We start from the raw sequence: 12,386 nt of genomic DNA, 5'->3' as shown, positions 1-12,386 counted from the left end.
GGGCACCGATTGCAAGGACACCGGATGTCAATGTCGATCCCGCCGATTCCCTCGCTGGTCCAGCCGACCTATCACGCCTGGGTGCGCCCGATCGCACACGCTTCGTTCTGGCTGTCGCTGCTGCTCACGGTGTACTTCGTGATGCAGGGGCTGCTGCTGTGGCCGCTGCACAACCTTCCGATCTGGCATCTGGTTGAGAGGGAAGTACAAGACCAGCACCTGCACAGCCTGATCTGGCTTCTGGCGCATCCGGTGGCCGCGTCGATGATTGCCGCGCTGCTGTGCCTGGCCTCGACGCTGGCCAGCTGGGGCCTGCTGCGCGAGCGCAGCTGGGGCCTGTGGAGTTTTGTGGTGATCCTGCTGCTGAGCGCATTGGCCAACTTTGCGATCGCCGGCTGGTTGGACGTGTTCATGCGTGATGTCATCCCGTTTCTCTCCGACGACGCCGTCCTGCAGCAGGAACTCCATCTGAAACGCTGGTTGATCACGCTGACCGTAGTGGCCATGTCATTGGTGCTCCTCGGCCTTCAGGGCTGGCTGGCCTGGCGCCTGTTGCGGCCGGACATCCGCTCGCGCTTCCACTGAGCCACACCCCTTTCCCGCATGACAAGGACCGTCGCTTGCGCTTGCTGCCCCTTCTCCCCGCATTGCTGCTGTTGACTGCGCTGCCTGCCGGCGCCGATGCGCTGCAATGTGGCGAGTACCGCAGCGCCGATGGCGGCATGGCGCTGGTGTTCACCACTCCCGGCAGCGGCTACCACCACGATGATGGCAGCGAGCCGCAGCCGCTGTGGGTTGATCGCGGTGCGGCACAGACGCGGTTGGTCATGCTCGACGATGGCGTGGCGCAGCCGATCCGGATCAGCGCCGATGGGCAGCGCATCGAGCACGACCGGGTGGTGCTCTACACCCTGCGCCAGCCCCGCGCCTGCGCCAGCGAGCCCAGCGCGATGGATGGCAGCTGCCGCGCCGCTGGCAGCCACTGCGTTGCACGGCTGCCCACGGCCTCACCCGGCCAGGCCCAGCGTGCGTGCAGCGAAGGCGTTGGCGCGGGCTGCTCGGCGCTGCTGCGCCAGCTTCGCGATGGAACAACTGTAGCCGGCAGCGATGACACCAGCCCCGCGCGCTTCGAACGCCCGCCCATCTGCCGCGAACACACGCCCGGCCATGACCCGCAGGCCTGCGAGACGCTGACCGGCGATGCGCTGGCCGCCGCCATGCAGAAGGTCGGTGAACGCCTGCAACAGGAAGACGAAGACATGCCGGATTCACCGCTTCCGGCCGCTGCACGCGATCGCCTGCAGCAGTTGTGCCTGCAGCACCGCAGTGGCCGCTTCTGCGTCGAAGTAGCCGCACAGCAACTGATCGCGCTGGAGCCCGCATTGGCGGTGCAGGCGCTGCAGGTGGTCTGCGATGCCGGCCGCACCAGCGGCTGCGAACGCATCGCACCGCTGCGCGGTCCCGGCACCGACCTGCGCCTCGTCCCGGCCCAGCAGGTGCCCTGCGGCCGCTACCAGGCCGATGGAGGCGTGATCGACAGGCTCGACTTCGGCGATGGCACCCGGGCCCGCCTGCAGAACGGCGCCATCCACCTGCAGCAGAACGGCGAAACCCTTGTGCTGCGCCAGCTCGGCAACGGGGATCTGCTCGGCATGGATGCACAGACCGCCTACCAGCGTTACCAGCCCGTGCCCGGCACGGCACGGCACGGCACGGCAGAATGTACGCCCCCGCGCGAGGGCCGTGGTTCGCCGTAGCGCCTGGAGTTTCCCGTTCGATCGTCAAGGAGACGACATGCATTCACCCGCACCGCGCCAGCGCTGGCTGGCCTGGGCGTTGCTGCTGGCCGCACCGATGGCCGCCGCACAGTCACCGCAATGCGGCCTGTTCAAGGCTGACGAAGGCAGCAGCACGCTGCGCATCAGCTCACCCAACCGTGGCGAACAGAAGCACTTCGGCAGTGCGCCGTCTCCGGTCGCATTCCAGCAGATCGACGGAAAGCTGCAACTGGTGAATCTGGAACATGGCCTGCCCAGCGCGCTGCAGGTGCGCGACCGTGGTCGCACGGTCGAGGTGGATGGCACGACCTACATCCTGCTGACCCCCGAACAGTGCGCCGCCGCAGCCACGCCGGCTGAAGGCAGCTGCCTGGCCAATGCCGTGGCCTGCCTGGACAACCGTCACGAAGCCACTCCGGCCGCGCTGGAAGCAGGGTGTCGGGAAGGCGTGCCCGGCATGTGCCTGCAACTGGCTGATCGCTGGCGTGATGAAGCCAAGCCTAAGGTGAAGGCCGATCCTGTCCAGCAGAAGGCGGCCCTCGACGCCGCCCTGTCCGGCATCAAGCTCCCCGCTGCTTGTGACAACGGGGGCTTCGAACAGGAAACCCCGGCATGTGCCGCCGCGCTCGAGGCCGACCCCGCAGTGCAGGCGCAGCTGGTCAAGGCCGCGATGACGGCAGCCATGACCGAAGCCATGGTGACGATGACGGCGCCGACCGTGCCGGTGATCATTCCGGCTGAGCGGCGGCAACAGTTGCTGCGGCTGTGCCGCGAGGTAGCGCATGGCGGCTTCTGCGAGCGGGTGGCCGAACTGTCCTGGGACGCGGGAGATCCCCTGCTGGCGGTGCAGGCGCTGGCTGCGGCCTGTACACCGGGCAACGACACCGCCACCTGCGAGCGTCTGCCGGCGTTGCAGGCGCTGGGCGCATCATTGCAACCGCAACCGGCAACGGCCCTGCCCTGCGGCAACTACCGGGCCGATGGCGGTCTGATGGACACGCTGGACTTCGGTGACAACGGCCTGGTCGGCGTTGGCTGGAACAGTCATCTCCGCGCCCGCGTCGAAGAGGGCGACATCCGCATCCGCCACGACAGGGGCGGCGACTTCGTGCTGCGTCCGCTGCCTGGCGGCCAACTGCTGGGCCTGGATACCTGGACCCGCTTCCAGGTGTTCACCCCCACTGGCGATGGCCCGGGCCGCTGCAGTGCACCGAAGCAGTACACCGTGCTGCCGCTACCCCAGGATTGCCCGCAGGCGCTCGCTGCCGGCGGGGCGGAAGCCTGCTGCGCGCAGGGCAAGCTGCAGGGCTGCAACGTACTCGGCAACCGCCTTGCGCTGTCCGGGCACTGGCTGCAGGCCGCCGAGCACTACACCACGGTCTGCCGCGCCGGCGTCCGCGAGGGCTGCGAGAACCTGGTCACGGCCCAGGGCAACGATGCCGAGGTGGATGCACATGCACTGCTGGACCGGCTGTGCAAGGCCGACCGCAGTGGCCTGCACGTGGCCTGCGACGTCCTCGGCACCCAGAACTGGGAACTGATCGATCTGGGCCGCGCGCTGCAGAAGGCGGCCGATGACGCGGCATCAGACGACACCCCGCCGCCACGCCATTCCAACCGCAAGCGCTGAGCCAGCCAGGGCCTGTCCGCAGCTTCGGGCGGGCCCTGCGGTAAAGTACGCGCCATGAACGAATTCGAGCGCGTGCGCGCCTACCTCACCGACCTGCAGGACCGCATCTGTGCGGCGATCGAGGCCGTCGATGGCCGGGCCCGCTTCCAGGAAGACCTGTGGCAGCGTGCCGAGGGCGGCGGTGGGCGCACCCGCGTGCTGCGCGACGGCGCGGTGTTTGAGCAGGCCGGTATCGGCTTTTCCGATGTGTCCGGCAGCCGCCTGCCGCCGTCGGCCTCGGCCAACCGCCCGGAACTGGCCGGCGCCTCCTGGCGCGCCACCGGCGTGTCGCTGGTGTTCCACCCGCTCAACCCCTACGTGCCGACCACCCATGCCAACGTGCGCTTCTTCCAGGCACAGCGCGACGGTGAAGTGGTGGCCAGCTGGTTCGGCGGCGGCTTCGACCTGACCCCGTTCTATCCGTTCGACGAGGACGTGCAGCATTGGCACGAGGTGGCACGCGACCTGTGTGCTCCGTTCGGCGACGAACGCTATGCCGCGCACAAGCGCTGGTGTGATGAGTACTTCTTCCTGCGCCACCGCAATGAAACGCGCGGCGTCGGCGGGCTGTTCTTCGACGACCTGCACGGCGACTTCGAGCGCGACTTCGCTTATCTGCGTGCGGTCGGCGATGGTTTCCTCGACGCCTACCTGCCGATCGTGCAGCAGCGCAAGGACACCGCGCATGGCGAGCGCGAGCGCGAATTCCAGCTGTACCGCCGCGGCCGCTACGTGGAGTTCAACCTGGTCTACGACCGCGGCACGCTGTTCGGCCTGCAGAGCGGCGGCCGCAGCGAGAGCATCCTGATGAGCCTGCCGCCGCGGGTGCGCTGGGAGTACGGCTTCGCCCCGGAAGCGGGCAGCGCCGAGGCGCGCCTGGCCGACTATCTGGTGCCGCGCGACTGGCTGTGATCTTCCGGCGCCACGCCTGACCCGTGGCGCCCTCTCCTGCCTGTGGTGCGCCCCGCACCGGACAGGCCCTGCTCACTTCCTTCAAGGATGACCCCATGCCCGCTGCTGTTTCCCCCCGCCCTCGCGCTGCGGGCTGGCGCTCCCTGCTGTTGCTTGCATTGGCCTCGGCCAGCCTGCCGGCCGCCGCTCAGTCGATGGCCTGCGGCACCTACAAGGACAGCAGCGGCAACACCACGCTGACCCTGGAGAGCGAAGGCCACGGCTTCCTGTCCGGCCCCTACCAGGCCACCGAGGAGCTGCGCATCGCCCGCCAGGAAGACGTGCTCGGTACCGGCAACCTGTCCACGGGCCAGCTGGAAAACTGGTACTTCTCGGACAACGACCGCACGATCAGCACGCCCTATCGCGAGTTCACCCGTGAGCACGCCGCCGCCTGCAAGACAATGCCGCAGCCCGTCGAGGGCGGTTGCGTGATGAACACCTCCGAGTGCCTGGAGGCGCTGCCAGAGGCCGCACCCGTGAAACTGCACGCCTGGTGCGCCGAGGGCGTGGGCGCAGCCTGCATGCGCCTACTGGAGACCTACCAGCAGCAGGCCAAGGACGCAGCGCCCAGAAAGGAAGAGCCGCCGATTCCCGAGATCTGCAGGGAGGAGCTGCCCTCGTTCGACGCCGAGGGTTGCATGACGGCAGCCAAGGAGATTGCCTCGGAAATGATGGGCAAGGCCCTGCTCGGCCTGCAGCATTCCGTGGATGCGCCTCTGCCACCTGCACAGCTTGATGAACTGATCGACCTTTGCCGCGTGCAACAGGGCGAAACGTTCTGCGCCGACACCGCCGAAACCTTGTGGAGCAGTGGCCGCCTGCAGCAGGCCCGCGATGCGCTGCAGCGATCCTGTGCACAGCGCGCGGATGCCCCGGCCTGCGGTCCGGCCAACGACCTTGCCGTTCTCGCCAGCGCCCCCGCGGCAGCGCTCACGCCGGTGCCGGCCGCCGCACTGCCCTGTGGCAGCTTTGAAGCCGAGCGCAGCGTGCTGTCGCAGCTGCGTTTCCTCGAGGGTGGTGTAGTTGAGGCCGGTGGCCGCGAACAGCCACTGCGGGCAAGCCTGCGCGATGGCCGCATCCTCATCCACCGCGATATCGGCAGCGACTTCGTGCTGCAGCTGCTGCAGAACGGCAACCTGATCGGTATCGACAGCGGCAATCAATTCGCCTATTACGAGCGCAAACCGGCGGCCGGCAATACCCGCTGCACACCGTGAATGATGCCCTGTAGCGCCGAGCCCATGCTCGGTGCTGCACGCTCAGGTGCCCTTCCGCGGAAGGATGGTGATGTGCCCGGTCGTCTCCAGCAGGGCGATCTGCACATCCTCGATCCGCAGGCCACCCTGCTGGCGCAACGCAGCATCGAAATCGGCCCGGCTGATCAGTTCGCGGCGGAGAACACCCTCCAAAAGCCGGCCATCGCGCGCGATTACGGTAGGTTCTCCTTCGATCATCCGCTCCATGCGTCGATTCCGGGTGGTCAGCCAGCCCACCCCATAGTTGAGCAGGATGAGGGTCGCGGCCAGCAGCAGGCCGCCGCCCAGCGAGGTATCGGTGCCCAGCAGCGCGTTCTGCACCGCATTGCCCAGCAGCACGATCAACAGCACGTCGAAGGGCGTGATCTGCCCTAGAGCCCGCTTGCCGCCAAGCCGGACCATGCCCAGCACCACGACATAGACCACCACCGCGCGCAGGATGAACTCCCACCAGGGCATTGCCAGTGCAAACAGATCGGGCATGGTCTTCCCCTGTGGAACGGTAGCCCAGCCTAGCACCAAGGATCTGACCCCATCCCTGGTGCTGCGGCGGCACAAATAAAAAGCCCCGCTGACCAGGGGGAGGTCAACGGGGCCGGGGAACGGGCACTTGGGGAGGAGTCCCCGTTCCGAGATCTGCTCCAGGGGATGGGAGAGATCCACAACAGGCGTTGCGCCTGTCGAGAGTTATAGAAGCACTCCGAACACTAACGGTTCGTGAAGGGGCCCAATTTAATGAACCTCGATCAGGACAACATTCATGATCGAGTCAGAAACCTCTGACGAATGAACGAATTCACGTCGTTTTCGGCCTGAAATGCCCTCAGTGCGCTTCGTCCCAGTTGTTGCCGACGCCGGTATCGACCACCAGCGGCACCCGCAGTTTGGCCGCTTGCGACATGCGCTCCACCACCTGCAAACGCAAGTCTTCAACGAAACTGCTTTCGGTTTCGAACACCAGTTCATCGTGCACCTGCAGGATCATCCGTGCCGGTGCGCCGCTGTCACGCAGCCACTGGTCCACGTCCACCATCGCGCGTTTGATGATGTCGGCAGCGGTGCCCTGCATCGGCGCGTTGATCGCCGCGCGTTCGGCACCGGCGCGCAGGCCCTGGTTACGTGCATGAATGTCGTTCAGGTACAGGCGACGACCAAACAGGGTTTCCACATAGCCCTGGTCGCGGGCCTGCTGGCGCATCCGCTCCATGAAGTCGCGCACGCCGGGGTAGCGGCTGAAGTACAGGGCCACGTAGTCCTGCGCCTGGCCACGGTCGATGCCCAGGTTGCGGGCCAGGCCGAAGGCGCTCATGCCGTACATCAGCCCGAAGTTGATCGCCTTGGCGGCGCGGCGCTCGTTCGGGGTCACGTCCTCCAGCGTGCGCCCGAACACCTCGGCGGCGGTGGCACGGTGCACGTCGGCGCCCTGCTCGAAGGCACGCACCAGGCCCGGGTCCTCGGACAGGTGGGCCATGATCCGCAGTTCGATCTGCGAATAGTCGGCCGCCAGCAGCTGGAAGCCCTCCGGCGCCACGAACGCGCGGCGGATGCGACGGCCGTCCTCGGTGCGGATCGGGATGTTCTGCAGGTTCGGATCCGACGAGGACAGGCGGCCGGTGGCGGCACCGGACTGGTGGTAGCTGGTATGCACGCGGCCGGTGTCCGGGTTGACCATCTCCGGCAGCTTGTCGGTGTAGGTGCTGCGAAGCTTGGCCAGCCCGCGGTACTCCAGGATCACGCGCGGCAGCTCGTGCTGGTCGGCAATCGCCTCCAGCGCCTCTTCATTGGTGCTGGGCTGGCCCTTGGGGGTCTTCACCACCGCCGGCAGCTTCAACTCGTCGAACAGCACCGCCTGCAGCTGCTTGGGCGAATCCAGGTTGAAGCTGCGCCCGGCCAGCTCGGTGGCTTTCTGCTGCGCGGCCAGCATGCGCGAAGACAGGTCCTGGCTCTGCCGGCGCAGTTCGTCGGTGTCGACCCGCACGCCGTTGGCTTCGATGCTGGCCAGCACCGGCACCAGCGGCATCTCGATGCCGCGGTAAACGCTGTCCAGCGCCGGCTCGGCCAGCAGCTGCGGCTGCAGCGCGTGGTGCAGGCGCAGGGTGATGTCGGCGTCCTCGGCGGCGTAGCGGCTGGCCTCGTCGATGCCCACCTGCGAGAACGGAATCTGCTTGGCGCCCTTGCCGGCCACGTCCTCGAACTTGATGGTGCTGTAGCCCAGGTAGCGCAGCGCCAGCGAATCCATGTCGTGGCGGGTGGCGGTGGAATTGAGCACGAAGCTCTCGAGCATGGTGTCGTCGTGGTAGCCCTGCACCTGCACGCCATGGCGGCGCAGCACGTGCAGGTCGTACTTGCCGTGCTGGCCCAGCTTCTTCTTCGCCGGGTCCTGCATCACCGGGCGCAGTGCGTCCAGCACCTGCTGCATCGGCAGCTGGGCCGGCGCACCCGGGTAATCGTGGCCGACCGGAATGTACGCCGCCCTGCCCGGCTCGACGGCCAGGCTGATGCCCACCAGCCGCGCACGCATCGCGTCCAGCGCATCGGTTTCGGTATCGAAGCTGATCAGGTCGGCCTGCTGCAGGCGTTCGACCCAGGCCTGCAGCTGCTCGGCGCTCAGCACGGTCTCGTATTCACCCGGCGCGGACAGTGCCGGATCCAGCGTGCCGGCGGCGGGCGCCTCGACGCTGCCACGCGCGAAGCCCGCCGCAGTGCCGCGCAGGCTCGGGGTCGCCTCGCTGGCGGCCACCGGTGCCGGCACCGGCGCACCCAGCTCCTTCAGCGCCTGGGTGAAGCCGTAGCGCGCATACAGCTCGGTCAGCTCCGGCACATCCTGCTCGCGCAGGGCCAGCGTGGTCGGGCTGGCGTCCAGCTGCACGTCGGTACGGATGGTCACCAGCTCGCGGTTCAGCGGCAGGCGCTCCAGCGCCGCGCGCAGGTTTTCGCCGATCTTGCCCTTCATGGCCGGCGCGGCTGCCATCACGCCGTCCAGGTGCTGGTACTCGGCCAGCCACTTGGCGGCGGTCTTCGGCCCGCACTTCTCGACGCCCGGCACGTTGTCGACCGCGTCGCCCATCAGCGCCAGCAGGTCGATGATCTGGTCGGCGCGCACGCCGAATTTCTCCATCACCGCCGCATCCGAATCCATGCGGCTGCCGGTCATGGTGTTGACCAGCTCGATGCCCGGGCGCACCAGCTGGGCGAAGTCCTTGTCGCCGGTGGAAATGGTCACCTTCAGGTCCTGCGCCAGGCCCTGGAGGGCCAGCGTGCCGATCACATCGTCGGCTTCCACGCCGGGGACGCGCAGGATGCTGATGCCCAGCGCCTCGACGATGCGGCACATCGGCTCGACCTGGCTGCGCAGTTCATCGGGCATCGGCGGGCGGTTGGCCTTGTACTGGTCGTACAGGTCGTCACGGAAGGTCTTGCCGGGCGCATCGACCACGAACGCGACGTAGGCCGGGCGTTCCTTCAGCGTCGAACGCAGCATGTTGACCACGCCGAACAGTGCGCCAGTGGGTTCACCCTGTGCATTGGACAGGGGCGGCAGCGCGTGGAACGCGCGGTACAGGTAACTGGACCCGTCGATCAGGACTAATCTGCTCATGGGCCGATTCTACGCGCCCGTGCCTGCACCGCGACGACACGGCACGCACCTGGCGATGGGGCATAATCAGGGCTCTCTCCAGGCAAAGGCCCCCGCCGATGAAGACCCTGATGCTGGCTTCCCTGCTCCTGCTCGCTGGCTGCGCCAGCATGGGTGGCGCAGGTGCTCCCCCGGTGGACGTCAAGGGCGCCGATGTCTCCAAGCGCACCATGGACAACGGCGATGTCATCGAGGAATACCGTGTGTCCGGCCAGCTGCGCATGGTCAAGGTGACGCCATCGCGCGGTGCTCCGTTCTACATGTACGACAAGAACGGCGACGGCCGTTTCGACAACGACAAGGATGGCGTGTCGCCGGTGTACTGGAAGCTGTACAGCTGGTGAGATGACCGGGGTTGTGACCGGGGTCGGATCCCTTTCCACAGGAAAGGGCTCTGCCCCCCTCGGAGCCGTCGGCACCGCCCCCGATCCCTCACAAAAAACAACGCCGGCGCGCATCCTGCGGCCGGCGTCGGGTCCCCTCCCCGGGAACGCTTGAATCAGCGGGTGTGGATCAGCGGATGACCAGCACCGGCAGCGTGCTGCGTGCCAGCACCTCGGCGGTCTGGCTGCCCAGCAGCACGCGGGTCACGCCACGGCGGCCGTGCGAGGTCATCACGATCAGGTCGCTGTTGCGCTCGCCGGCGGTCTCGATGATGCCGTCAGCCGCGTAGCGGTCCAGCACGTGCACCGGATTGGCGGTGATGCCCTGCTCGGCGGCCTTTGCCAGCGCCGGCTGCAGCACCTTCTGCGCGCCTTCCTCGCGGTCGGCCTTGTACTCGGGGCTGTTCATGTAGCCCACGCTCCAGCCCATGGCATCGTACATGCCGACGGCCCACGGCTCGGAGACAGTCACGATATCGACCTCGGCATTGAGGTCCTTGGCCAGTTCCAGGCCCTTGGCCAGGCCTTTGTCGGCCAGCTCGGACCCGTCGGTGGCAATCAGGATGCGCTTGTACATGGTGGGGCTCCGTGGCGGTCTGCCAGATGGGAACGACACCATTGCACACCGGATGTGGAGGCGGCGCCTTGAGCAGGATCAATCCGGCGTCGCGCAGCGGCCTGTGCGCATCGTCACGTGGTCCTGGGGACAGGCCCGGCCCGCCCTTCTCTGTAGAGCCGAGCCCGTGCTCGGCTGCTTCTGGCGGGAAAGGCAGCCGAGCATGGGCTCGGCTCTACAACAACGTCGCTCAGGCGATCTGCACGATGCGCGCGTTCTGACACAGCGGGTAGCTGGCCACGAATCCGGCGATCGCATCGCGCATCGCCTCGAACGATTGGCCGTACATGTACAGCGCGGTCTCGGTCGGGCCCTGCCACCAGCTGCAGATCTCGCCCAGGCCGTCGATGCTCTCCGACAGCTGCTCGAACACGTGGTTGGAATCGCACTGCTCGTAGACGTCGTCCGGCAGGTTCAGGCCATCCAGGTAGATGCCCAGGCCCTCGGTCACGCCGAAGCTGCGGTCGGCCTCGCCTGCGCCGTGGATCTTCGAGCCCTTCGGTGCACCCAACTGCTCCAGCAGGTCGATCAGCTTCGGTACGCCACCCGCATCGACCAGCGCCACTTCGATGTCGCCGTATTCGACCTCACCCAGATCGGACATCGCAGTGCCGCCGCCCGTCAGCTCGCCCACCTGGGCCGCCTGCAACAACGCGTCAAGCGGATCCTCGAACAGTTCATGGCGATGTTCGGGTTGCAGCTTGGCATTCAACGTCACGGTGACGTGCAGCGTGGGTTCGGTCATGGGGGCGTTCCTGGAAGAAGTGCCGCCTATTGTAGATACCGTGTCGCCCTTGCCTAGGCGAGGGCGACACGGTATCTACAACAGCCCGTCAACGCAGGAACGGGGTCACCTTGCACTTGAGCAGCTCCACCAGCACCGGGTCCATGTGGTCGTAGTCGTCCGGGATATCCAGGCAGATCACCCGCTTGCCGTTCAACCAGGCCTTGTAGCGGCTGGACAGCCGATTGCGGTGGGCGCGCACCATCACGAACACCAGGTCCGCCCACTGCAGCAGCTCAGGGCTGAGCACTTCCTCGGCGTCGGCCAGCAGCCCGGCCGAGGCGGTCTCGATGCCCGGCCAATCGGCAGATACCTGCTCGGCCGTAGGGCTGCGCAGGCGGTTCTGGCTGCAGAGGAAGAGCACGTTGCGGGTCATGAGCGCAGCCTAATCGGGGTCGAATCCCTTTTCCAACGGAAAAGGGCTCTGACACCAACAGGGTGCTTTCAGACAAATTGCATGGTCGGATGACCGTTCAAGGGGCCACCATGTGCTTTTGCCACCGTCCAGATGTCCATGATCACCAAGGATGACCTGTTAACGTCGTTCGGAGAGGTGGCCGAAGTCCACGGCTGCTACTTCAGCAAGTACGTAGTCGCGACGTACGTACTCTATTGCTGCGTGAGGAATGCCAAGAGACATGACCTCGCGATCGCGTCCAAGAATGTCGATGATCCGGAATTCGCCACCAGCGTTGTGCTGAACGCACCGCACCATCTTTCACATGATGGGCCAACGATCTTCGAGATTCCTTCCAACGCCTATGGGTTCACTCATGCGATGGCGGTTCCCAGCACCTATCACGGGCTTCTGAATCGGATCGAGAAGCGCACGGGGCTGTTCCTATGCCTGCCGATCTTCCGGTGTGAGTTCAACGGCAACGAATCAGCAGAGGATTTCAGGTGGTCCACACATCACATCGTTGACGTCAACAACTGGCATAGGACCAGGCAGCCGAAGATATGCGTGTACTTCGACAATCCCCGCACTGGCGGCGGAACGGACAAGGACGGCGCCATCGTGAGCCTGGAGACGTTAATGGCCGAGATCGACAACCTCAACGGAGTGAGCAGCGGCTTCATCGAGATCACCAACTATCGCAATGAGGTGATCGAGGTGTTGTCGCCGGAGGAAGGCCACTACGTATTGATCCGCAACCGCCAGGATGAAGAAGCAATGGACCGCGCCGGGTTGGTGGCAGCCGTGGAGACATTCACCATCAGCTGATAGCCGACCGCTGTTGTAGAGCCGAAGGTAGCGGCAGGAGCCGCTGCCAACGTCGCTTGCGACGGCCCGAAGGGTGCCGGTCAG

At 66.5% G+C, this 12,386-nt stretch carries 12 protein-coding genes; 7 read left to right on the top strand and 5 right to left on the bottom strand.

Features of this window, described 5'->3' with window-relative positions; genetic code table 11:
• Positions 1-24: 24 nt before the first annotated feature.
• From AC5P9P_RS16480 to AC5P9P_RS16460, 5 genes are all read left to right on the top strand, one after another.
• A complete protein-coding gene (locus AC5P9P_RS16480; RefSeq protein WP_049448203.1) occupies positions 25-585 on the top strand; it encodes a hypothetical protein in 561 nt (186 codons plus the stop codon).
• Positions 586-620: 35 nt separating this feature from the next.
• Positions 621-1,757, top strand: coding sequence for a hypothetical protein (locus AC5P9P_RS16475; RefSeq protein WP_495232965.1), 1,137 nt, complete (start codon positions 621-623; stop codon positions 1,755-1,757).
• Positions 1,758-1,794: 37 nt separating this feature from the next.
• A complete protein-coding gene (locus AC5P9P_RS16470; protein WP_111109177.1) occupies positions 1,795-3,408 on the top strand; it encodes a hypothetical protein in 1,614 nt (537 codons plus the stop codon).
• A gap of 54 nt (positions 3,409-3,462) precedes the next feature.
• On the top strand, positions 3,463-4,359 hold the full coding sequence (gene hemF / locus AC5P9P_RS16465) for an oxygen-dependent coproporphyrinogen oxidase (protein WP_049454926.1): 897 nt from the start codon (positions 3,463-3,465) through the stop codon (positions 4,357-4,359).
• A gap of 95 nt (positions 4,360-4,454) precedes the next feature.
• Positions 4,455-5,618: a hypothetical protein gene (locus AC5P9P_RS16460; RefSeq protein ID WP_495232964.1), complete on the top strand. Its 1,164-nt coding sequence runs from the start codon at positions 4,455-4,457 to the stop codon at positions 5,616-5,618.
• A gap of 42 nt (positions 5,619-5,660) precedes the next feature.
• Here AC5P9P_RS16460 and AC5P9P_RS16455 read toward each other — a convergent pair whose 3' ends face one another.
• Entirely contained in the window at positions 5,661-6,140 is a 480-nt protein-coding gene (locus AC5P9P_RS16455; RefSeq protein WP_024957711.1) for a DUF421 domain-containing protein, read from the bottom strand.
• Between the two features lie 340 nt (positions 6,141-6,480).
• Positions 6,481-9,255 carry a DNA polymerase I gene (gene polA / locus AC5P9P_RS16450; protein ID WP_033833834.1) on the bottom strand — a complete coding sequence of 925 codons (2,775 nt, stop codon included), beginning with the start codon at positions 9,253-9,255 and terminating at the stop codon, positions 6,481-6,483.
• Between the two features lie 98 nt (positions 9,256-9,353).
• On the opposite strand from polA, the gene AC5P9P_RS16445 reads away from it, so the two are divergent.
• Positions 9,354-9,638, top strand: coding sequence for a DUF2782 domain-containing protein (locus tag AC5P9P_RS16445; RefSeq protein WP_005411628.1), 285 nt, complete (start codon positions 9,354-9,356; stop codon positions 9,636-9,638).
• Between the two features lie 169 nt (positions 9,639-9,807).
• On the opposite strand, the gene AC5P9P_RS16440 is transcribed toward AC5P9P_RS16445, so the two are convergent.
• From AC5P9P_RS16440 to AC5P9P_RS16430, 3 genes are all read right to left on the bottom strand, one after another.
• The gene (locus AC5P9P_RS16440) at positions 9,808-10,254 is read right to left on the bottom strand and encodes a universal stress protein (RefSeq protein WP_005411629.1); all 447 of its coding nucleotides are present in this window, start codon (positions 10,252-10,254) and stop codon (positions 9,808-9,810) included.
• Between the two features lie 229 nt (positions 10,255-10,483).
• Positions 10,484-11,038, bottom strand: a complete 555-nt coding sequence (locus tag AC5P9P_RS16435; protein WP_033833835.1) for a hypothetical protein — start codon at positions 11,036-11,038, stop codon at positions 10,484-10,486.
• 88 nt (positions 11,039-11,126) lie between these two features.
• Positions 11,127-11,453 carry a low molecular weight protein tyrosine phosphatase family protein gene (locus AC5P9P_RS16430; RefSeq protein ID WP_033833837.1) on the bottom strand — a complete coding sequence of 109 codons (327 nt, stop codon included), beginning with the start codon at positions 11,451-11,453 and terminating at the stop codon, positions 11,127-11,129.
• 138 nt (positions 11,454-11,591) lie between these two features.
• Between AC5P9P_RS16430 and AC5P9P_RS16425 the strand changes: the two genes are divergently transcribed.
• A complete protein-coding gene (locus AC5P9P_RS16425; protein WP_033833844.1) occupies positions 11,592-12,302 on the top strand; it encodes a hypothetical protein in 711 nt (236 codons plus the stop codon).
• Positions 12,303-12,386 lie beyond the last annotated feature (84 nt).

The sequence above is a fragment of the Stenotrophomonas sp. YJH_SMC_14-1 genome (assembly GCF_059372275.1).
This window is presented reverse-complemented; position numbering and strand designations above follow the sequence as displayed.

Coding starts and splice junctions, on each gene's coding strand:
- hemF (WP_049454926.1), top strand. CDS start 3,463: ATGAACGAATTCGAGCGCGTGCGCGCCTACCTCACCGACCTGCAGGAC.
- AC5P9P_RS16430 (WP_033833837.1), bottom strand. CDS start 11,453: ATGACCCGCAACGTGCTCTTCCTCTGCAGCCAGAACCGCCTGCGCAGC.
- AC5P9P_RS16460 (WP_495232964.1), top strand. CDS start 4,455: ATGCCCGCTGCTGTTTCCCCCCGCCCTCGCGCTGCGGGCTGGCGCTCC.
- AC5P9P_RS16470 (WP_111109177.1), top strand. CDS start 1,795: ATGCATTCACCCGCACCGCGCCAGCGCTGGCTGGCCTGGGCGTTGCTG.
- AC5P9P_RS16435 (WP_033833835.1), bottom strand. CDS start 11,038: ATGACCGAACCCACGCTGCACGTCACCGTGACGTTGAATGCCAAGCTG.
- AC5P9P_RS16445 (WP_005411628.1), top strand. CDS start 9,354: ATGAAGACCCTGATGCTGGCTTCCCTGCTCCTGCTCGCTGGCTGCGCC.
- polA (WP_033833834.1), bottom strand. CDS start 9,255: ATGAGCAGATTAGTCCTGATCGACGGGTCCAGTTACCTGTACCGCGCG.
- AC5P9P_RS16455 (WP_024957711.1), bottom strand. CDS start 6,140: ATGCCCGATCTGTTTGCACTGGCAATGCCCTGGTGGGAGTTCATCCTG.
- AC5P9P_RS16425 (WP_033833844.1), top strand. CDS start 11,592: ATGATCACCAAGGATGACCTGTTAACGTCGTTCGGAGAGGTGGCCGAA.
- AC5P9P_RS16440 (WP_005411629.1), bottom strand. CDS start 10,254: ATGTACAAGCGCATCCTGATTGCCACCGACGGGTCCGAGCTGGCCGAC.
- AC5P9P_RS16480 (WP_049448203.1), top strand. CDS start 25: ATGTCAATGTCGATCCCGCCGATTCCCTCGCTGGTCCAGCCGACCTAT.